The following is a 19,885-nucleotide window of genomic DNA, read 5'->3' as shown; positions in this document are numbered from 1 at the left end:
GCAGGGCTAGGGCCGGTCAGCGAAGCCGAAGGCGACGTAATCGCGCAGATAGGCCCTTTTCGCCGCGGCACGCAGTTCCTGGTCGTCCAGGAAATCCGGGAAGGGCTCGGCCCGCGGCGGGTCGGCCGGTGCCCCGATCCCGGCGCTGGCGGCAAGCCAGGACAGATCGTGCGGCAGTTCCGCCTCGCGCAGCACCATGTCTGGGGCGCCGAAACGCGCGAAGCCGGCCAGCACCTCGGACTGGCTGGCCCAGCCGGGATAGGTTGGCAGCGTGGTCTGACCGTTCAGGTTGCGGCGCAGGAACTCCAGGAAGGCCGCGAACAGTTCCGCCTTGCGGCCCTGCTCCAGCGCGGCCAGTTCCTGATCCGGCGGCAGGGGCACGCGGTGAATGCGGCGCATCAGGTCGCGCAATTCGGCATTCCTGCCGCCGAGCAGCGATTGGAACGCCTTCCAGGCCCGCGGCAGCGGGTGACGCAGCACGGTGAAGCTGCGATGGCCGGCATGCCGGCGCTTCCATTGCCGCAGGCTGGCCTGGTTGAAATCGCCCGCAACCTCGCCCATCCGCCGCAGCCAGCCCGCGACCAAGCCGGTCGGCCCGCCCTTGACCGGCATGAAGATCAGCCCGCTGCCCGCCTCGGCCCCCAGGAAGGAAGGCACGGCCGGGCCGCGGCGGGGCTCGAAATTCGGGATGCGGCGCAGCATGAACGGGTCGAGCCGCGCCAGTTCCGCCTGCATCTCGTCGAAATTCTCGACCTTCTTTGACAGTTCGCGCGGGTTTTGCGGCACTTGATCGTTGGCCGGCTCGACCCGCTCCAGATCGGTGCGGCCCAGCCAATGCAACAGGCCGGTCATGACCTCGGCATCGCGCAGATCCTCGTAGCCCAGCCAGAAGGCGGCCTGGCCGGTCACCTGCAGCCGGTGCATGACCTTCAGCTGGAACGCCTCGATCTCGCCCACCGCCTGGCGGAACTCGGCGCCGTCGAAGCGCACGGCGGCGGGGATCGGCGTCTCGGTCTCGTTCAGCTTCCACTGGTTGGTGGCGCGCGCCAGCGCGGTCGAGACATAGCTGTCCACCGGGTTGCGGGTCAGCACGATCTTGGCGCAGGACCGGTCCTCGATGATGGCATCGAAGACGCGCGGGTCGTGGTCGTGGAAATAGCGGAATCCCGGCAGGTGGTTCGGCTTGTCGAAGATCGCCGCCAGCAGCCGGTGCGGATCGGCCTCGCGCTCGGCCATGGTGATGCCCTTGAGCTCTTCCTTGTCGGGCCAACCCATCATGTAGGGGTTGAAGGCCTCGCCGAAACAGGTGACGCGCTTGATGGCGTTCAGCGTCGCCTCGAGCAGGTTCGAGCCGGTGCGCATCTCGGCAAAGATGACGAAGCTGCGGAAGGGCTGGGTCATGGCGCGGGGATTCCTTGGCCGGGGATGTGGTCGGGATCGGCGGCGGGGAAATCGCCCATCAGTTGCGGATGCAGCCCGGCATTGCGCAACCGTTGCAGGAACCGCCCCATGCCGGTGACATCGCGCATCCGGGGCAGGTCGGCGGCGGCGGCGGGATCGCCACCCAGCCCCTGCAGGATGTCGCCCAGCACGGCCGCGGGCCGGGCGCAGGCATCGCCCAGATCCCAGACCCGCGTGCGCGCCTTGAGCCAGACCGAGTTCAGCACCTCGATCTGCGCCAGTTCGGTGCGTTGCAGGATGGCGGCGACGCGGCGGATGTCGTCGAAGGGCATGCCGGAATGCAAAAGCGGCACCGCCCAGGCGCCGGTGACGACAAAGATGCGCGCATTGGGATCGGTGGCCAGGAACCAGTTCATCTCCTGCCGGTCGCGCGGGCTGAACTGCCAGGCCTGCATCCGCCGCGAACTGCGGATCAGGTTGGCCAAAAAGCCGCGCTGATCCAGGTCGCGCAGCCCGGCGCTGTCGGGCAGCGCCCCGGGCCCCAGCGGCTTGCGGCCGGCGAACTCGACGCCATGCACGGCGAAGACATGGCCATGCACATCGGCGTCGATGCGGTCGGCCAGCCAGGGCTCGAAGTCGGGAAAGAGGTCGGTGAAGCCCTGGAGCAGGGCATAGGGCGCGGCGGTCTTGCCGTTCTCGCGGTCCTTCAGCGGAAAGCGGCTTTGCATGTAAAGCCCCGGCCGGCCAAGCCGGCGGCGCGCCACAGCCTGCCGGATGATGCGCTCGACCCGCTCGGGCCGCGGCTCGGCGGCCGGTGGCGGCGCGGCATCGCCTTGCGGGAAATGCCGATAAAGCCGCTCGGCGCCCCGCCAGATCTTGCGCGCGACAAAGCAGCGGGACTGCTGCAAAAGCTCCAGATGGTCGTCGTAGAAGATATAGGGCTTGCCCTGGTCGTCGAACCGGGCCAGCGTCAGCGACCGGCTTTCGATATTCGGCGAATGGCGCCGGGCCAGGGTCTGGAAATAGCTTTCGTCCGGGATCCAGACCCGGCTGAAATAGCGGTCGAACTCGGCCCGGCGCGGATCGTTCAGGATCGCGCCCAGCGTGGCCCGCGTCAGGCACCACCATTGCGACCCCAGATGCGGCACCAGCCCCTGCGGAATGCGGCGCTTGTAGCCCAGCCGGCGCTGCAAGGCGACATAGCGGTCGAAAAGCTTGTGCCGGCGCCGCCACGAAAACGGGAAATGCAGGGTGAAGCGTTCCTCGTTCAGCCCACCGACGGTCCAGCCGACATCCGCGGCGGTCACGCTTTCGATGAAGTCGCGGCCCGGATGCGACGCCAGGTAGGCGCAAAGATCCGCCACCGGGCGCAGGGGCAGGCAGGCGCCCGAGACGACCAGCACATGCGTCACGTCCTCGAAGCGGTCCAGCAGCAGCGCGGCCGCGTCCTGCGTGGCCCGCACCAGGCTGAAGGTGCCCCATTCGCAGGGGTGGCGCGGGCTGAACAGCACCTTCGGCAGGTCGGCCAGCCCGGCGCGCATGGCGCGAACCGCATCCGCCGACGCCTTGGCATCGACATGGACCGCGACCGCCGCCCCGCCCTCGGCCCAGACCCGCGCCATGCGGGCGGCGATGGACAGTTCCTCGTGGCACAGCATGACCACGCCCAGCCGCACCGGCGCATCGCTCATGCCCAGTTCCCCTTGGAGATCAGTCCCAGATCCTCGAGCTGGCGCCAGTCCCGCAATTCGCAGGATTGCTCGCACCAGAAATCCGGGTCGTCGCACAGCCCGGCGTGATAGGCTAGGTATTCCTGGCTGTCGGCGTAATGCTGGCGCCGGGTCAGCTCCTCGGCGGATTTCTCGGCGAAGCTGGAGAGGAACTTGGCATGCAAGACGCAACCCGAGGCCCTTTCGCCGCCGTCCTGGTCATAGACCAGGTTCAGCGAGCGCGGCAGCAGCATATGGGTCGAACTGACATAGGCCAGCCCGCGCTGCCAGCGCACCAGCGGGATCTTGTTCAGCGCCGGGGCGCTTTCGGGATCCTCGGCAAAGAAGGCCCGCGCCCGCGGCCCGCCCTGGATCCACAGGTTGCCGTATTCGCCGTTCTTGCGGATGACGTAATTGGCCGGGTCGAACCAGCGCGCGATGCGGAACGGATCCTGTCCGGCACGGTAAGGCTCGGCGGCCAGCGAGCCTTGGGGATACATGTCCAGGAGCATGGCCGAAAAGGCGCGGATATTGCTGGCGTCCAGCCAGTCGGTCAGCGCCTGCAGGGGCCGGGTGTCGTGATGGGGATAGACCAGGAACTCGTCGGGATCGACCGTCAGGCACCAATGCCCCGCGCCATGGCGGTGCAAGAGCCAGTTCATCCAGTCCATGCCGAAGCGCGCAGCCTTGTAGCTGGCATGGGTCAGCCAGACCGAGACGTCCCGCTGCTCGCCCAGGTATTCGCGTCCGCCGTCCTGCGAGCCATTGTCCACCACCAGGAAGTGCCGCACGCCCATCGCCCGGTAATAGTCCAGAAACCAGGGCAGGCGCGGCGCCTCGTTGCGCATGGTCGTGAACAGCAGGATGTCGCCGGGCGCGATTCGGGCGGTGCGGTCCCAGACCGGATGCAGCTGCCGGCGACGGCGCATGGCACGCGCCAAAAGCCATTGACGGCGGGCGCGCAGCATCAGCTTACGCCGAAAAATCCTGAACGGGCGCGGCACGGGGGCCTCTTTTACCTTTTACACCCCGTCACATAGCCGCCACATCCGGGCTGCACAATATTTCACGCAGCGTCGCATAGAAATACGCAAAATGCCCTTGCCAGGCCGGCACCGGCAAGGCCGGCCGCCGCAGCGGCGGGGCGGCCGCCAGCCGCGCGATCTCGGCCGCCCAGTCGGCCGGGGCGTCGGGTGACAGCCAGGTCGCGTAATCGCCCAGCATCTCGCGCGCCGCCGGCAGGGGCGTGGCCAGGACCGGGACGCCGCGCCGGGCCGCCTCGGTCAGCGGCAGGCCGAAGCCCTCGGCCCGGCTGGGCATCAGCAACCCGTGGCTGCGGCCCAGCAGCGCCGCCACCGCGCCATCGTCCAGGCCGGAAAGTTCGCGCACCGGCCCGCCCGGCGGCAGGCGGTCGAGCCGGGCAAAGACCTCGCGGTTCTCCCAGCCGCGGCGGCCGATGACGAAGAGCTGCGGCGGTTCCGGCCCGCGCTCCAGCATCTGCCAGGCATCCAGCAGCAGGGCGTGGTTCTTGCGCGGCTCGATGGTGCCCAGGGTGACGAAGAAGGGGCGCGCCAGGTCCAGGCCGGCCGGCAGCCCGGAGGGATCGGGCGCGGCCAGCCGCGTGCCGATGGGCGCGGCGACGACCGGCGCATGGCCCGGCAGCCCCAGCCGCCCGCGCCAGCGCAGCACATCGGCGCGGGTGGCGACCGAGACGGTCAGGATCAGCTCTGACTGCCCCAGCGCGGCGGTGAAGCGGTCGCGGAACCTGTCGGCCTGGCCGGCGCGGGTGAATTCAGGATGGTCGAGCGGGATGGTGTCATGGATCAGCACCGCCCGCGGCAGGGGACGCAGGTTCGCCAAAAGCCCCGGTTGCAGGTTGGCATGGCCGACGTTGACGTAGACGCCCTGCCCCAGGCGCGCCTGCGCCGCGCGGCCCAGGCCCCGCCCCTCGCGGCCGGCCCGCGCCAAGGCCATCCGCCGCAGCGCCGCCTCGGCCCGCGCGGCCAGGGTGCGGCGGCCGCGCAGCCGGTCCAGCAGGTCCGGCGGCGGCAGCTCGTCCAGCGCGCCGCCCAGCCAGCGCAGGATCGCCGCCCCGGCCTGGGGCGGCAACAGCAGCTGCCCGCGCCGCACCCGGCACAGCAGCAGATGCGGCCGGTCCTGCAGATGGGCCAGCCATTCCGCCTCGACCCGGTCGATGCCCGTCGCCGGGCCGCCGCCAAGCCGCGAGATCAGCCGCGAGACATCCAGCAGGACCGCCGGATCAGGCCTCATATCCGCCGTTCTGGTGCCAGCGCCAGGCATCGCCGATCATCTGCGGCAGGGTCGAGCGCGCCGGGTTCCAGCCCAGCACCGAGACCGCCTTCTCGCTGCCCGAAACCAGCTTGACCGCATCGCCGCCACGGCGCGGCCCCTCGGTCAGCGGCACCGGGCGGTTGGTGACATGCCGGGAATGGTCGATCACCTCGCGCACGGAAAAGCCGTTGCCGGTGCCTAGGCAAAACACCTCCTGCCCGCCATCGGCCACCTTGCCGTCCAGCAGGTATTGCAGCCCCAGCACATGCGCATCGACCAGGTCCATGACATGCACATAGTCGCGGATGCAGGTGCCGTCCGGCGTCGGGTAATCGGTGCCGTGGATGGTCAGCGCCGCGCGCTTGCCGTCGATGGCATCGAGGATCAGCGGGATCAGATGCGTCTCGGGCTGGTGGAACTCGCCCACCTCGGAATCCGGGTCGGCACCGGCCACGTTGAAATAGCGGAAGATCACCGAACGCAGCCCGTCCGAGGCGCCGAAATCCTTCAGCATGTCCTCGATGGCGCGCTTGGAGGCGCCATAGGCGTTCAGCGGCGTCTGGGGGGTCGCCTCGTCCAGCACCACGCCGTCATGGTCGCCATAGGTGGCGCAGGTCGAGCTGAAAACGAAGTTCCGCACCCCCGCCGCCAGCGTCGCCTCGATCAGGTTCAGCGAGGCGCTGACATTGCCGCGCCAATACTTGCCCGGCTCGCGCATCGCCTCGCCCACCTGGCTCAGCGCGGCGAAATGCATCACCGCGACGGGCTTGTGGCGGGCAAAGACCTCGTCCAGCCGGGCCCGGTCCATGAGGTCGCCCTGCTCGAAGGGGCCGAATTTCACCGCCTGTCGCCAGCCGGTGCAGAGATTGTCATAAGTCACGGGCTCGAAGCCCGCCGCGCGCAATGCCTTGCAGGCGTGCGAGCCGATATAACCCGCGCCGCCGGTCACCAGAACCTTGTTCGTCATGCTGCTTATTCCGCCGCCTTGCGCATTGCCAGGACGTCGGAAAGATAGTCCGCAAATTCACCCTTGAGATCGTCGCGCGCCAGGCCGAAGGCCACGGTCGCTTGCAGGAAGCCGGCCTTGGAGCCGCAGTCGAACCGCTGGCCGCGGAAGCGCAGGCCGAACACGTCGCGGCCCTCGGCGATCTCGTCGGCGATGGCGTCGGTCAGCTGGATCTCTCCGCCAGAGCCCTGCTTGAGCTTGTTGAGATTGTTGAGCACCGAGGGCGCCAGGATGTAGCGGCCGATCACCGCAAGGTTCGAGGGCGGATTGTCCTTGGGCTTTTCCACCATGCCCCGGGCGCGGACGATGGCGCCCATGTCCTCGGCCACGTCCAGCACGCCATAGGCCTTGGTTCTTTCGGGCGCCACTTCCATGGTGGCGACCATGCTGCCGCCGGTTTCCTGATAGGCCTCGATCATCTGCTGAAGGCAGGGCGGCTCGCCCATGATCACGTCGTCGGTCAGGATGACCGCAAAGGGCTCGTCGCCGACCAGGCGGCGGGCACACCAGACCGCATGGCCGAGGCCAAGCGCCTTGTGCTGCCGGACATAGGCGATGGCGCCCGATTCCATGTTGGTGGAACGCAGGATGTCCAGCAATTCGGTCTTGCCGGATTTCTTCAGGCTCGATTCGAGCTCGTGCGCGTGATCGAAGTAATCCTCCAGCGCGCCCTTGCCGCGCGAGGTGACGAAGATGAACTCCTCGATCCCCGCCGCCCGCGCCTCGTCGATGGCGTATTGGATCAGCGGTCGATCCACCAAGGTCATGATCTCCTTGGGAATGCTCTTGGTGGCGGGAAGAAAGCGGGTGCCCAGTCCAGCCACGGGAAAGATGGCCTTGGTGACTTTGCGAGTCATGAATTCGGTCTCCTGATTTCTGCACCGACGCAGGGTATTTATCCCTTTTTGCGGGCGCCTGCGCAACAAGCGCCTGGCGGGCACAGTCGTTCCTTTAAAATATCAAAGCGATTCAATTTTTGCGTTTTGCGGCGACTTTCCGCTGATCTCGCTCCGCCGTCTAGGCAAATTTCCTCGCTCGCGCAAAATGCGCGCATTCTTGCTCAGAAATATGACGGGCGGGTCTTCGGGCTGCGAGGCGCCCCAAAGGCCGCCCCATTGCTCCCACCAGCCGCCGGCGGCAAGGGTCAGTCGATGCGGCAGGAAGCTGGGGGTCAGCAGCAGCAATCCGGTCGGCCGCCCCTGGGCCACGGCCCGCGCCGCGCGGGCGCGCAGGCTGCGCGCCTGCCAATGCCAGCCGGCAAGGAAAAGCGGCTCGCCGGCCGGCGCCCGGCGCGGCAGCGGCCGAAACGGCGGCGGCGGCGGCCGGTTCCAGACCGGCAGGGCGGGCATCTGCCCCCGGCCCAGGGCCAGGCCGCGGTCCAGCGTCGCCAGGATCGGCGCGATGGCGAAAGGGTCGAGCCGGCCGGCCACCATGTACCGCAGGAGGCGCCGGCGCTGGCCTTCGCGCAGCCAGCCCGCATCGCCGCCGTGCCGCGCGGCAAAGATCGCGGCGGAACGGCCGATGGCGGTCAGATCCCGCGGCACCCCGGCCTCGCCCCGGCCGGCGCCGGGGGCGGCGCCATGGATCACCTGCGCCGCCGGGACCACCGCCGTCAGCCCCTGCGGAAACCGCGCCGCCATGCGCAGGTTCACGTCGCTTTCGTCCAGGTAATAGGCGAAGGCCGGGTCGAAGCCGCCGATCTCAAGCAGCGCGGCGCGGCGAAAGCCGGAATTGGTGCCGATGGTGCTGACCGGGCAGCCGTTCTCGGGCGCAAGCAGCGCGGTTTCGGCGACATGCAGCGGCAGGGTTTCGCCCGAAGGCGTGATCCGCTCGGCCCGGACCTGCCAGCGCAGCCCGTCGGGCCCGCGGGTAAAGCCGGTGGCGGCAATGACGCGCGGATCGGCAAAGGGCGCGGCCAGCGCCCCGGCCCAGCCCGGCTCGGCCAGCGCGTCGTCGTCGATGAACAGCACCACCTCGCCCGCCGCCAGCGCCAGCCCCTCGTTGCGCGCCGCCGAGATATTGGCCTGGTCGAAGGCCAGCCGTTTCGCCGGCAGCTCCGGGCAGATGCCGACGGCGGCGGGGTCGGCCACCAGCACCAGCTCGAAATCGGCATGGACCTGGCCCGCCAGCGAGGCAAGGCAGCGGGCTAGCGCCTGCGGCCGGTGGCGCGAGACGACGATGATGCTGATCGAAGGCAGCCCGCCTTCGGGCATCAGGCGATGCCCATGCGGCTCATCATCGCTTCCAGCTTGGGCACGTCCGAGGGGTTGTTCAGCTCCCAGAACTCGCGGCCCTTCGCCTCGACCTCGACGCAAAGGATGCGGCGGCCGCGCTCCAGGAAGCGCAGCTGCTCCAGCCCCTCCAGCGCCTCCAGCCGGCCCTCGTCCCAGTTCGGGTATTCGGCCAGCGCCGCCGGGCGATAGGCATAGACGCCGACATGGTGAAAGACCGGCGTCGGCTCGCTGGGGCCGAAATCCGCCGCGGCATAGGGGATCACTTCCTTGGAGAAATACAGCGCCCGCCGGTCGTGGCCGAAGACGGCGGTGGTGCCGCCGACGCGCCCCGCCACCCGGTCGGCGATCAGGTCCGAGCGCATGGCGCCGGAACAGCGCAAGACCGGCGTGGCCACGTCCGCGCCCGGATCGGCGCGCAGCCCGGCGACCAGTTCCTCGACGAACCAGGCGGGGGTCAGCGGCGCGTCGCCTTGCAGGTTCACCACGATCTCGGGCGCAAGGCCCAGATTGGCCACCGCCTCGGCGCAACGCTCGGTGCCGTTGCGGGCGCCGGTCGAGGTCATGGCGACCTCGGCCCCGAATCCCTCGGCATGGGCACGGATGCGCTCGTCATCGGTGGCGACGATCACCCGGTCGATGCCCCGGACGGCCCGCGCCGCCTCCCAGCTGCGGCGGATCAGCGACAGCCCCTCGCCGGTCGCGCCGCGCAGCTCGACCAGCGGCTTGCCGGGATAGCGCGTCGACGCATGGCGGGCGGGAATCACGATGACGACGGCCATGGGCTCAGTCCTTGACCAGCAGCACGCCGGGGGCGAAGGCGATGAAGAACGGGTTCTCGAAACCGGGCTTGCCGTATTGCAGCGGCGTGTGATCGTCAAAGCGCACCACCTCGCCGCCCGCGCCGCGCAGCACCGCGTCGCCCGCGGCGGTGTCCCATTCCATCGTCCGGCCCAGGCGCGGGTAAAGATCGGCCTCGCCCGTCGCCACCAGGCAGAATTTCAGCGAGCTGCCCGCCGAGGTCATGTCGCGCACCCCGTAGCGGGCGATATAGTCGTCCGTCGCCGCGTCGCGATGCGATTTCGAGGCGACGACCATCAGCGCCCGGTTGTCGGGCATCGAATTGACGCCGATGGGCACGACCTCGCCCGGTTCCTCGCCGAAGGGGCCCTTTTCCTCGACCGAGCCGCCCTGCGCGGTGGTATAGAACAGCCGCTCCCTGGCCGGGGCATAGACCACGCCCAGCCGCGGCACGCCGTTTTCAACATAGGCGATGTTGACGGTGAAATCGCCGCGGCGCTGCACGAATTCCTTGGTGCCGTCCAGCGGATCGACGATCAGGAAGGTCGACAGGCTCTGCCCATGGGTCGCGGCCTGCTCCTCGGTCACCAGCGGGATATCGGGGAAGGCCGCGCGCAGCCCGGCCGAGATCAGCGCATCGGCGGCCTCGTCGGCCTCGGTCACGGGCGAGGCATCGGATTTGGCCCGCACCTCGAAATCCTCGGCGCCATAGATCTGCATGATCTCGTCGCCCGCCCGCAGGGCAAGACGTCGCATTTCGGCAATCATTCGATCACATTGCATGGTTTTTCCTTTCCGACCCGAGGCCTCGGGGATGCGGCGCCGATTGAATACGGCTGTCGGCCTCCTTATGATGCGGCGGATCGCGCAGGGCAAGCACCCCGCGAGAGCCGCAACCGAAACCGCAACCAGAGCCACCCGCCCATGTTCACCCAGCACCGCAGCCGCAACATGGTCGAGGCTGCGTTCACCACGCTGTCGCTGATCTATCACGTGACGGTCAACAACCTGCGCAAGGGCCAGCGCAACGCCGTGGTCGGGCTGATCATGACGGTCGTGCAGGCCGTCAGCATGATCCTGGGCTTCTATCTGCTTTTTGCCATCATGGGCGTGCGCCACGCGCCGATCCGCGGCGACTACATCGTCTATATCATGTCCGGGATCTTCATGTTCATGGCCCATTCCCAGACCATCGGCGCGGTGGTCCTGGCCGGCAACCCCAGCAACCAGATGATGAAGCACGGGCCGATGAACACCGCGGTGATGATCTCGGCCGCGGCACTCGCCTCGCTCTACAAGCAGACCTTCTCGGCCGTGGTGGTGCTGAGCAGCTATCATTACCTGATCCAGCCGATCCAGATCGACAAGCCGCTGGCCTGCTATGCCATGCTGGTTCTGGCCTGGTTCTCGGGCTGCTGCATCGGGCTGATCTTCCTGGCCTTGCGACCCTGGTGGCCGCAGGCGGCGCAGGTGCTGACGCAGTTCTACCAGCGCATCAACATGGTGTTTTCCGGCAAGATGTTCGTGGCGAACGTCATGCCCAGCGCCGTGCTGCAGATGTTTTCCTGGAACCCGCTGTTCCACCTGATCGACCAGACCCGCGGCTTTGCCTTCATCAACTACTCGCCGCGCAACTCGTCGCTGGACTACCCGCTCTATGCCACGCTGACGCTGCTGATGATCGGGCTGATGGCCGAATATACCACCCGCAAGGCGGTCTCGATCAGCTGGGCGGCCGGCCGGTGAAGACGGCCCCCGCACCCTGCCCCGCCCGGCACCCTGCCGGCCTGTCCCCGCTGTCGCGGGGGTGCCCCGGACACCGGTTCGGGCAGCATGTTTTCTGCCCTCCGGTCTGCTTGCAGCCCGACAGACCCCTTCCTATATAGGCCCATGAAGTTCGAAGGGTTCCCGAACCAGGCGCCCTTCGGTCAAACCAGGGATCGGGCTTCGGGGGCCGCTTGTGGACCCAAGGCCCAGACTATCGCCGCAAGAAAGGTTATTGCATGTCCAAAGTCATCGGCATCGACCTCGGAACCACCAACAGCTGCGTCGCCATCATGGATGGCAGCCAGCCCAAGGTCATCGAGAATTCGGAAGGCGCGCGCACCACGCCCTCGATCGTCGCCTTCACTGACAGCGAACGTCTGGTCGGCCAGCCGGCGAAGCGTCAGGCGGTTACCAATCCGTCGAATACGATCTTTGCCGTGAAGCGCCTGATCGGCCGCCGCACCACCGACGCGGAAGTCGAAAAGGACAAGAAGCTCGTCCCCTATGCCATCGTCGACGGCGGCAATGGCGACGCCTGGGTCGAGGTGCGCGGCGACAAGTATTCGCCCAGCCAGATCTCTGCCTTCATCCTGCAAAAGATGAAGGAAACCGCCGAATCCTATCTGGGCGAGCCGGTGACGCAGGCCGTCATCACGGTGCCCGCCTATTTCAACGACGCCCAGCGTCAGGCCACCAAGGACGCCGGCAAGATCGCCGGGCTTGAAGTGCTGCGCATCATCAACGAGCCGACCGCGGCCGCGCTGGCTTACGGCCTCGACAAGAAGGACAGCAAGACCATCGCGGTCTATGACCTCGGCGGCGGCACCTTCGACATCACCATCCTGGAAATCGACGACGGCCTGTTCGAGGTGAAATCCACCAACGGGGACACGTTCCTGGGCGGTGAAGACTTCGACATGCGCATCGTCAACTACCTGGCCGACGAGTTCAAGAAAGAGCATGGCGTCGACCTGACCAAGGACAAGATGGCGCTCCAGCGCCTGAAAGAGGCGGCCGAGAAGGCCAAGATCGAGCTGTCGAGCTCCAGCCAGACCGAGATCAACCAGCCGTTCATTTCGATGGACAAGGATTCGGGCACGCCGCTGCACATGGTGATGAAGCTGACCCGCGCCAAGCTGGAAAGCCTGGTCGCCGACCTGATCAAGCGCACCATGAAGCCGGTCCAGGACGCGCTGAAGGATGCCGGCATGTCCAAGGGCGACATCGACGAGATCGTGCTGGTCGGCGGCATGACCCGGATGCCCAAGGTGGTCGAAGAAGTGACCGCCTTCTTCGGCAAGGAACCGCACAAGGGCGTGAACCCGGACGAGGTCGTGGCGCTGGGCGCCGCGATCCAGGCCGGCGTGCTGCAGGGCGACGTCAAGGACGTGGTGCTGCTGGACGTGACGCCGCTGTCGCTGGGCATCGAGACGCTGGGCGGCGTGTTCACCCGGCTGATCGACCGCAACACCACGATCCCGACCAAGAAGTCGCAGATCTTCTCGACCGCCGAGGACAACCAGAACGCCGTGACCATCCGGGTCTTCCAGGGCGAGCGCGAGATGGCCGCGGACAACAAGCTGCTGGGCCAGTTCAACCTGGAAAACATCCCGCCGGCGCCGCGCGGCATGCCGCAGATCGAGGTGACCTTCGACATCGACGCCAACGGCATCGTCTCGGTTTCGGCCAAGGACAAGGGCACCGGCAAGGAGCAGAAGATCACCATCCAGGCCTCGGGCGGGCTGTCGGATGACGAGATCGAGCGGATGGTCAAGGATGCCGAGGCCAATGCCGAGGCCGACAAGCAGCGCAAGGAGCTGGTCGAGGCCAAGAACCAGGCCGAAAGCCTGATCCACACCACCAGAAAGTCGCTGGAAGAGCATGGCGACAAGGTGGACGGCTCGACCGTCGAGGCGATCGAGCTGGCCGTGGGCGCGCTGGAAGAGGCCGTCAAGTCCGAGGATGCCGGCAAGATCAAGGGCGGCATCCAGAACCTGATGGATGCCTCGATGAAGCTGGGCGAGGCCATCTACAAGGCCAGCCAGGCCGAGGCGGGCGCCGGCGAGACCGAGCGCGACGCCGGCCCGCGCGACGTGGATGACGAGATCGTCGATGCCGACTTCGAGGATCTCGGCGAAGACAAGCGCAAGTAAGCGCGATGTGAGCCACCCGGCCGGCCCGATGCAGACCCGCACGGGCCGGTCATTGCTTGAAAGACCCCGGACGCGATGAACATGGCGAAACGTGACTATTACGAGGTGCTGGGCGTTCCTCGGGGCGCCTCGGCCGACGAGATCAAGAAGGCCTACCGCGCCAAGGCAAAGCAGTTGCATCCCGACCGCAACAAGGATTGCAAGGTGTCCGAAGCCGCGTTCAAGGAAGTGAACGAGGCTTACGATTGTCTGAAGGACGACCAGAAAAAGGCCGCCTACGACCGCTTCGGCCATGCCGCCTTCGAGAATGGCGGCGGCGGTTTCGGCCGTGGCAACGGCCATGGCGATTTCGGCTCGGCCTTTGCCGATGTGTTCGAGGATCTGTTCGGCGACATGATGGGCCGCCGCGCCGGGGGCGGCGGACGCTCGCGCGCCAGCCGCGGCCAGGATCTGCGCTATAACCTGCGCGTCTCGCTCGAGGAAGCCTATAACGGCGCGCAAAAGACCATCACCGTGCCCGGCTCGGTCGCCTGCGGCGCCTGCAACGGCACCGGCGCCGAGGGCGCGGTCGAGCCCGCCACCTGCCCTACCTGCTCGGGCATGGGCAAGGTCCGGGCGACGCAGGGTTTCTTCACCGTCGAGCGCACCTGTCCGACCTGCAACGGCCAGGGCCAGATCGTCAAGAATCCCTGCCAGGAATGCCGCGGCGCCGGCCGCGTCCAGAAAGAGCGCACGCTTTCGGTGAACATCCCCGCCGGGGTCGAGACCGGCACCCGCATCCGCCTGGCCGGCGAGGGGGATGCCGGCATGCGCGGCGGTCCGGCAGGCGATCTCTATATCTTCATCGAGGTCAAGGAACACCCGATCTTCATGCGCGATGGCCGGATGCTGGCCTGCCAGGTTCCGGTCAGCATGGCCACCGCCGCCCTGGGCGGCGAGATCGAGGTGCCGACCATCGACGGCGGCCGCTCGCGCGTCAAGGTGCCGCCGGGCACGCAATCAGGCAAGCAGCTGCGGCTGCGCGGCAAGGGTATGCCGCCCCTGCGCCACGGGCCGGGGCTGAACGGCGAAGCCGGCGACATGCTGATCGAACTGGCGGTCGAAACCCCGGTGAACCTGACCGCGCGCCAGAAGGAGCTTTTGCGCGAGTTCGAGGCGATCAATGCCGACAACAACCCGCAGACCCATGGATTTTTCCAGAAGATCAAAGGCTTCTGGGACGAGATGAAAGGGTGATCAGGCGTTAACCGCCCGTTCATCCTTCCGTGCCAGTCTGGCGGCATGGAACCGAATCGCGCCTTTCACGAAGCTCCGCTTCCGCTTTTCGCCCCCGAGCCAGGAACCGCGGGGGACGAAGCGCCGCCCGCCGGGACTGCCATCCCGGCGCGCGGCAACCGCCTGCCCAGCTATATTGCCGATCACCGCGCCCGGCTGCGCGACCGCTTCATGCAGGGCGGCGCGGCCGCGATGCCCGATTACGAGTTGCTGGAACTGGTGCTGTTCCGCGCCATTCCGCGCCAGGACGTGAAGCCGCTGGCGCGCCGGCTGCTGGACCATTTCGGCGATTTCAACCGCGTGCTTTCGGCCCCGCCAGCCCGGCTGGCCGAGGTTGCGGGCGCAGGCCCCGCCGTGGTGCAGGAGTTGAAGATCGTCGAGGCCGCGGCGCAGCGGCTGGCGCGCTCGCGCGTGCTGCACCGCCCGGTGCTGACCAGCTGGGACGCGCTGTTGGACTATTGCCACACCGCCATGGCGCATCGCGAGATCGAACAGTTCCGCGTGCTTTACCTCGACCGCAAGAACGTGCTGATCGCCGATGAGGAACAGGCCCGCGGCACCGTCGATCACGTCCCGGTCTATCCGCGCGAGATCATGCGCCGGGCGCTGGAGCTGACCGCCAGCGCGCTGATCCTGGTCCACAACCACCCCTCGGGCGATCCAACGCCGTCGCAGGCCGACATCTCCATGACGGCGCGCATCACCGCCGCGGCCGAGGTGATGGGAATCGCCGTCCACGATCACCTGATCATCGGCCGCTCGCGCGAACTCAGCTTTCGCAGCGAAGGACTGCTTTAGCGCAGATACCCCCAAACCCGTCGCTTCCCGCGCAACCAAAATCCCACACCTGCGGCGATTTGCGGCGCTGGCGCGCACCGGGGCCGCTGGACTGACGCGGATTTGATCGCTAGAACCGCCCGGCGAGGGCTGTGCGATAAACACGACCCGTTCCGTCGTATCGCCCCGATTCCGGGGCATAAATGGAGATCAGAACCGTGTCCCACGCAGACGAACACGCAGGCGACCACGGCGCCACCCGGAGGGACTTCCTCTACTACGCGACCGCCGGTGCCGGCGCCGTCGCGGCCGGAGCCGCAGCCTGGACCCTTGTCAACCAGATGAACCCCTCGGCCGACGTCCAGGCGCTCGCCTCGATCCAGGTCGATGTCAGCGGCGTCGAGACCGGCACCCAGCTGACGGTGAAATGGCTCGGCAAGCCCGTGTTCATCCGCCGCCGCACCGAGGAAGAGATCGAGGGGGGCCGCGCCGTCCAGCTGAACCAGCTGATCGACCAGAGCGCCCAGAACCCCAACAAGCCCGACGCGCCCGCCACCGACGAAAACCGCACGATGGACGAGGCCGGAGAATGGCTGGTGATGATCGGCGTCTGCACCCACCTGGGCTGCGTGCCGATCGGCGACGGCGCCGGCGATTTCGGCGGCTGGTTCTGCCCCTGCCACGGCTCGCATTACGATCAGGCGGGCCGCATCCGCCGCGGACCGGCACCGGAGAACCTGCATATCCCGGTCGCCGAATTCCTTGACGAAACCACCATCAAACTGGGCTGAGGAGGCGCACATGGCCGGTATTCCCCACGACCATTACGAGCCCAAGACGGGTTTCGAGCGCTGGCTGCATCGCCGCCTGCCCATCGTCAGCCTGGTCTATGACACGCTGATGATCCCCACCCCCAAGAACCTCAACTGGTGGTGGATCTGGGGCATCGTGCTGGCCTTCTGCCTGGTGCTGCAGATCGCCACCGGCATCGTGCTGGTGATGCATTACACCCCGCATGTCGACCTGGCCTTCGCCTCGGTCGAGCATATCATGCGCGACGTGAACGGCGGCTACATGCTGCGCTACCTGCATGCGAACGGCGCCTCGCTGTTCTTCCTCGCCGTCTATATCCACATCTTCCGCGGCCTCTATTACGGCTCCTACAAGGCGCCGCGCGAAGTGACCTGGATCGTCGGCATGCTGATCTATCTGATGATGATGGGCACCGCCTTCATGGGCTACGTGCTGCCCTGGGGCCAGATGTCCTTCTGGGGCGCCACGGTGATCACCGGCCTGTTCGGCGCGATCCCCGGCATCGGCGAGGCGATCCAGACCTGGCTGCTGGGCGGCCCGGCGGTGGACAACCCGACGCTCAACCGCTTCTTCTCGCTGCATTACCTGCTGCCCTTCGTCATCGCGGCGCTGGTGATCGTCCATATCTGGGCCTTCCACACCACCGGCAACAACAACCCGACCGGCGTCGAGGTCCGCCGCACCTCGAAGGAAGAGGCGAAAAAGGACACCCTGCCCTTCTGGCCCTATTTCGTGATCAAGGATCTGTTCGCGCTGGGCGTGGTGCTGGTGGTGTTCTTCGCCATCGTCGGCTTCATGCCCAACTACCTGGGCCACCCCGACAACTATATCGAGGCGAACCCGCTGGTGACGCCGGCGCATATCGTGCCCGAATGGTATTTCCTGCCCTTCTACGCCATCCTGCGCGCCTTCACCGCCGATGTCTGGCTGGTGATGCTGGTCAACTGGCTGTCCTTCGGCATCATCGACGCCAAGTTCTTCGGCGTGATCGCGATGTTCGGCGCCATCCTGGTCATGGCGCTGGTGCCCTGGCTTGACACCTCGCGGGTGCGCTCGGGCCAGTATCGTCCGCTGTTCAAGTGGTGGTTCTGGCTGCTGGCGGTCGATTTCGTGGTCCTGACCTGGGTGGGCGCCATGCCGGCCGAGGGGATCTACCCCTATATCGCGCTGGCCGGGGCGGCCTATTGGTTCGCCTATTTCCTCATCATCCTGCCGCTGCTGGGCATTATCGAGAAGCCCGATCCCATGCCGCAGACGATCGAGGACGATTTCAATGCCCATTACGGGCCCGAAACCCATCCTGCCGAGTAAGGAGAGGCAACAATGACCCTGAGAAACGCATCGCTCACGGCTGTTGCGGCCCTGACGGTTGCCCTGGCAGGCGGCGCCGTGGCGCAGGACGCCAGCACCGCGCCCGGTACGACGGCCCCCGCGGGCTCGAGCTACCAGACCAACGACACGGCCGCCCCGGCGGCCGAAACGGCGCCGGCGGCTGACACCGCCGCGCCCGAGGCCGGAGCCGCAGGAGGAGCCCCCGCGGAAGAATCCGCCGCCGAGGAACCGGCGGCATCGGAGGCTCCAGCCGCCACCGAAGAGCCGGAAGCGGCCATCGAGGCCGAGCCTGCTGCCGAGGAACCGGCCGCAACCGCCGAGGAGGCCCCCGCCGCGGCGGCCGAGGAGCCGGTTGCTGAAGAGCCTGCCGAGGCGGCCGAGGAGGCCCCTGCAGAGGAACCGACTGCCGAAGAACCCGCTGCCGAGGAAACTCCGGCGGAAGAGGCAGAGCCTGCCGCCGAAGAGCCCGCCGCCGAGGAACCGGAAGCGGACGCCGAGGAAGCCGCCGAAGAGGCGGCTGTCGAGGAGGAAGCTGCCGAGGCAGCCCCGGCCGAACACGCCGAGGAGGCCGCCGACAGCCATGCCGTCGCGCATATCGAGGACATCTCGTTCAGCTTCGAGGGCCCCTTCGGCACCTTCGACCAGCACCAGCTGCAGCGCGGTTTGCAGGTCTATACCGAGGTCTGCTCGGCCTGCCACGGCCTGCGCTACGTGCCGCTGCGGACGCTGGCCGACGAAGGCGGCCCGCAGCTGCCCGAGGACCAGGTCCGCGCCTATGCCGCGAATTTCGACATCACCGATGCCGAAACCGGCGAGGATCGGCCGCGTGTTCCCACCGACCACTTCCCGACCGTGACCGGCGACGGCATGGGCCCGGACCTGTCGCTGATGGCCAAGGCGCGCGCCGGCTTCCACGGCCCCTATGGCACCGGCCTTGCGCAGCTGTTCAAGGGCATCGGCGGCCCGGAATACATCCACGCCGTGCTGACCGGCTATGACGGCGAGGAAAAGGAAGAGGCGGGGACGGTGCTTTACCACAACGCCGCCTTTGCGGGGAACTGGATCCAGATGGCGCCGCCGCTCAGCGACGACCAGGTCACCTATGAGGACGGGACCCCGGCGACGGTCGACCAGATGGCGCGCGACGTGGCCGCCTTCCTGATGTGGACCGCCGAGCCGAAGATGATGGACCGCAAGCAGGTCGGCTTCGTCTCGGTACTCTTCCTGATCGTGCTGTCGGCGCTGCTCTACCTGACCAACAAGAAGCTGTGGCAACCGATCAAGCATCCGCGCAAGCCGGAATGATCGCCCGCCCCTGATCCTGGAACGCGCCCCCTCGGGGCGCGTTTTTTCATGGCCGGTCGCGCTTCCCGCCCCGGCCGATATGGACAAGCCGGCCGCGCCTCGTTCAGATGGCCTGGCAGGGCACTGGCAAGGGACGGGACATGGCGATCTATAATCTCGGCTCGATCAATATCGATCATGTCTATTGCCTGCCCGCCCTGCCCCGTCCGGGCGAGACGCGGCACGCGCTATCCTATGCGCAGGGGCTGGGCGGCAAGGGCGCGAACCAGTCGGTCGCCGCCGCCCGCGCCGGGGCCGATGTCATCCACCTGGGCGCCATGGGCACGGGCGACGACTGGGTGCCGCGGCGACTTGCCGCGGCAGGGGTCGGGATCTCGGCCATCACCCGGCTGCCCGGCATTGCCACCGGCCATGCCATCATCATGGTCGATGCGGCGGGCGAGAACTCGATCGTGGTGCATGGCGGCGCCAACATGGCGCTGCCGGCCAACCTGGCCAGCCCGGCCGGCCTGGGGCGCGGCGACATCCTGCTGATGCAGAACGAAACCAACCTGCAAGCCGAAGCCGCCCTGCACGCCCGCCGGGCCGGGGCGCGGGTGATCTATTCCGCCGCCCCCTTCAGCATCGCCGCGCTGCGCGAGGTGCTGCCGCATGTCTCGATCCTGGCGGTGAACCAGATCGAGGCCCGCGACACGTTCGCCGCCTTTGGCGAAGACCTGCCGGTCGAGGGCATGCTGATCACCCGCGGCGCCGAGGGGGCCGAGTTCCGCGACCTCGGCAGCGGGCAGGTCTGGCGCCAGCCGGCCTTTGCGGTGCAGGCGGTGGATACGACCGGCGCCGGGGATTGCTTTACCGGCTGGTTCGCCGCCGGGCTGGCGCGGGGCGAGGACATGCCGACCGCATTGCGCCACGCCGCCGCCGCCGCCGCGCTGCAAGTCACCCGCCAGGGCGCCGGCGACGCCATGCCTGACCGCGCAGAAGTCCTGGCCTTTCTGAAAGCCCGCGGCTGAGAGCTTGCCCGCA

16 protein-coding genes and 1 pseudogene are annotated in these 19,885 nt (G+C 67.7%); 8 read left to right on the top strand and 9 right to left on the bottom strand.

The window, feature by feature from the left end; all coding sequences use genetic code 11:
• Nucleotides 1-6 precede the first annotated feature (6 nt).
• The 9 genes from ACNKFW_RS03510 to cysQ form a co-directional block, all read right to left on the bottom strand.
• Nucleotides 7-1,401, bottom strand: coding sequence for a hypothetical protein (locus ACNKFW_RS03510; RefSeq protein ID WP_147427640.1), 1,395 nt, complete (start codon nt 1,399-1,401; stop codon nt 7-9).
• The gene (locus tag ACNKFW_RS03505) at nt 1,398-3,092 is read right to left on the bottom strand and encodes a beta-1,6-N-acetylglucosaminyltransferase (RefSeq protein ID WP_028710088.1); all 1,695 of its coding nucleotides are present in this window, start codon (nt 3,090-3,092) and stop codon (nt 1,398-1,400) included. The genes ACNKFW_RS03510 and ACNKFW_RS03505 overlap by 4 nt, the downstream gene beginning before the upstream one ends.
• Nucleotides 3,089-4,078 (bottom strand): glycosyltransferase family 2 protein, encoded by a 990-nt coding sequence (locus ACNKFW_RS03500; protein ID WP_418024730.1) that lies wholly within the window; start codon nt 4,076-4,078, stop codon nt 3,089-3,091. Before ACNKFW_RS03500 ends, ACNKFW_RS03505 begins: the two co-directional genes overlap by 4 nt.
• Before the next feature lie 64 nt (nt 4,079-4,142).
• Nucleotides 4,143-5,381, bottom strand: a complete 1,239-nt coding sequence (locus ACNKFW_RS03495) for a glycosyltransferase family 4 protein (protein ID WP_147427638.1) — start codon at nt 5,379-5,381, stop codon at nt 4,143-4,145.
• Nucleotides 5,371-6,369, bottom strand: a complete 999-nt coding sequence (galE, locus tag ACNKFW_RS03490; RefSeq protein ID WP_028710087.1) for a UDP-glucose 4-epimerase GalE — start codon at nt 6,367-6,369, stop codon at nt 5,371-5,373. The genes ACNKFW_RS03495 and galE overlap by 11 nt, the downstream gene beginning before the upstream one ends.
• 5 nt (nt 6,370-6,374) lie before the next feature.
• Nucleotides 6,375-7,265: a UTP--glucose-1-phosphate uridylyltransferase gene (locus tag ACNKFW_RS03485; protein WP_024843584.1), complete on the bottom strand. Its 891-nt coding sequence runs from the start codon at nt 7,263-7,265 to the stop codon at nt 6,375-6,377.
• 102 nt (nt 7,266-7,367) lie between these two features.
• Nucleotides 7,368-8,621 (bottom strand): glycosyltransferase family 2 protein, encoded by a 1,254-nt coding sequence (locus ACNKFW_RS03480; RefSeq protein ID WP_147427637.1) that lies wholly within the window; start codon nt 8,619-8,621, stop codon nt 7,368-7,370.
• Entirely contained in the window at nt 8,621-9,421 is an 801-nt protein-coding gene (locus tag ACNKFW_RS03475; RefSeq protein ID WP_147427636.1) for a 3-deoxy-manno-octulosonate cytidylyltransferase, read from the bottom strand. The genes ACNKFW_RS03480 and ACNKFW_RS03475 overlap by 1 nt, the downstream gene beginning before the upstream one ends.
• A 4-nt stretch (nt 9,422-9,425) precedes the next feature.
• Nucleotides 9,426-10,223: a 3'(2'),5'-bisphosphate nucleotidase CysQ gene (gene cysQ / locus ACNKFW_RS03470; protein ID WP_024843581.1), complete on the bottom strand. Its 798-nt coding sequence runs from the start codon at nt 10,221-10,223 to the stop codon at nt 9,426-9,428.
• A gap of 141 nt (nt 10,224-10,364) precedes the next feature.
• Here cysQ and ACNKFW_RS03465 point away from each other — a divergent pair, with 141 nt between their 5' ends.
• The 8 genes and pseudogenes from ACNKFW_RS03465 (at nt 10,365) to ACNKFW_RS03430 (ending at nt 19,872) form a co-directional block, all read left to right on the top strand.
• Nucleotides 10,365-11,186: an ABC transporter permease gene (locus ACNKFW_RS03465; RefSeq protein ID WP_024843580.1), complete on the top strand. Its 822-nt coding sequence runs from the start codon at nt 10,365-10,367 to the stop codon at nt 11,184-11,186.
• 257 nt (nt 11,187-11,443) lie between these two features.
• A complete protein-coding gene (dnaK, locus tag ACNKFW_RS03460) occupies nt 11,444-13,360 on the top strand; it encodes a molecular chaperone DnaK (protein ID WP_024843579.1) in 1,917 nt (638 codons plus the stop codon).
• 81 nt (nt 13,361-13,441) lie between these two features.
• Nucleotides 13,442-14,596, top strand: coding sequence for a molecular chaperone DnaJ (dnaJ, locus tag ACNKFW_RS03455; protein WP_024843578.1), 1,155 nt, complete (start codon nt 13,442-13,444; stop codon nt 14,594-14,596).
• Between the two features lie 45 nt (nt 14,597-14,641).
• A complete protein-coding gene (gene radC, locus ACNKFW_RS03450; protein ID WP_024843577.1) occupies nt 14,642-15,433 on the top strand; it encodes a RadC family protein in 792 nt (263 codons plus the stop codon).
• A gap of 197 nt (nt 15,434-15,630) precedes the next feature.
• On the top strand, nt 15,631-16,203 hold the full coding sequence (gene petA / locus ACNKFW_RS03445) for a ubiquinol-cytochrome c reductase iron-sulfur subunit (RefSeq protein WP_024843576.1): 573 nt from the start codon (nt 15,631-15,633) through the stop codon (nt 16,201-16,203).
• Nucleotides 16,204-16,213: 10 nt separating this feature from the next.
• Nucleotides 16,214-17,536: a cytochrome b gene (petB, locus tag ACNKFW_RS03440; RefSeq protein ID WP_024843575.1), complete on the top strand. Its 1,323-nt coding sequence runs from the start codon at nt 16,214-16,216 to the stop codon at nt 17,534-17,536.
• 612 nt (nt 17,537-18,148) lie between these two features.
• A pseudogene (locus ACNKFW_RS03435) lies at nt 18,149-18,862 on the top strand (cytochrome c1); the annotation flags it as partial.
• Nucleotides 18,863-19,002: 140 nt separating this feature from the next.
• On the top strand, nt 19,003-19,872 hold the full coding sequence (locus tag ACNKFW_RS03430; protein WP_024843573.1) for a ribokinase: 870 nt from the start codon (nt 19,003-19,005) through the stop codon (nt 19,870-19,872).
• Nucleotides 19,873-19,885: the final 13 nt, after the last annotated feature.

This window comes from Paracoccus sp. TD-10 (assembly GCF_048270675.1).
Taxonomy (GTDB): Bacteria; Pseudomonadota; Alphaproteobacteria; order Rhodobacterales; family Rhodobacteraceae; genus Paracoccus; species Paracoccus pantotrophus.
This window is presented reverse-complemented; position numbering and strand designations above follow the sequence as displayed.

Coding starts and splice junctions, on each gene's coding strand:
- ACNKFW_RS03475 (WP_147427636.1), bottom strand. CDS start 9,421: ATGGCCGTCGTCATCGTGATTCCCGCCCGCCATGCGTCGACGCGCTAT.
- dnaK (WP_024843579.1), top strand. CDS start 11,444: ATGTCCAAAGTCATCGGCATCGACCTCGGAACCACCAACAGCTGCGTC.
- radC (WP_024843577.1), top strand. CDS start 14,642: ATGGAACCGAATCGCGCCTTTCACGAAGCTCCGCTTCCGCTTTTCGCC.
- ACNKFW_RS03430 (WP_024843573.1), top strand. CDS start 19,003: ATGGCGATCTATAATCTCGGCTCGATCAATATCGATCATGTCTATTGC.
- ACNKFW_RS03510 (WP_147427640.1), bottom strand. CDS start 1,401: ATGACCCAGCCCTTCCGCAGCTTCGTCATCTTTGCCGAGATGCGCACC.
- dnaJ (WP_024843578.1), top strand. CDS start 13,442: ATGGCGAAACGTGACTATTACGAGGTGCTGGGCGTTCCTCGGGGCGCC.
- ACNKFW_RS03485 (WP_024843584.1), bottom strand. CDS start 7,265: ATGACTCGCAAAGTCACCAAGGCCATCTTTCCCGTGGCTGGACTGGGC.
- galE (WP_028710087.1), bottom strand. CDS start 6,369: ATGACGAACAAGGTTCTGGTGACCGGCGGCGCGGGTTATATCGGCTCG.
- petB (WP_024843575.1), top strand. CDS start 16,214: ATGGCCGGTATTCCCCACGACCATTACGAGCCCAAGACGGGTTTCGAG.
- ACNKFW_RS03480 (WP_147427637.1), bottom strand. CDS start 8,621: ATGCCCGAAGGCGGGCTGCCTTCGATCAGCATCATCGTCGTCTCGCGC.
- cysQ (WP_024843581.1), bottom strand. CDS start 10,223: ATGCAATGTGATCGAATGATTGCCGAAATGCGACGTCTTGCCCTGCGG.
- ACNKFW_RS03465 (WP_024843580.1), top strand. CDS start 10,365: ATGTTCACCCAGCACCGCAGCCGCAACATGGTCGAGGCTGCGTTCACC.
- ACNKFW_RS03505 (WP_028710088.1), bottom strand. CDS start 3,092: ATGAGCGATGCGCCGGTGCGGCTGGGCGTGGTCATGCTGTGCCACGAG.
- ACNKFW_RS03500 (WP_418024730.1), bottom strand. CDS start 4,078: ATGCTGCGCGCCCGCCGTCAATGGCTTTTGGCGCGTGCCATGCGCCGT.
- ACNKFW_RS03495 (WP_147427638.1), bottom strand. CDS start 5,381: ATGAGGCCTGATCCGGCGGTCCTGCTGGATGTCTCGCGGCTGATCTCG.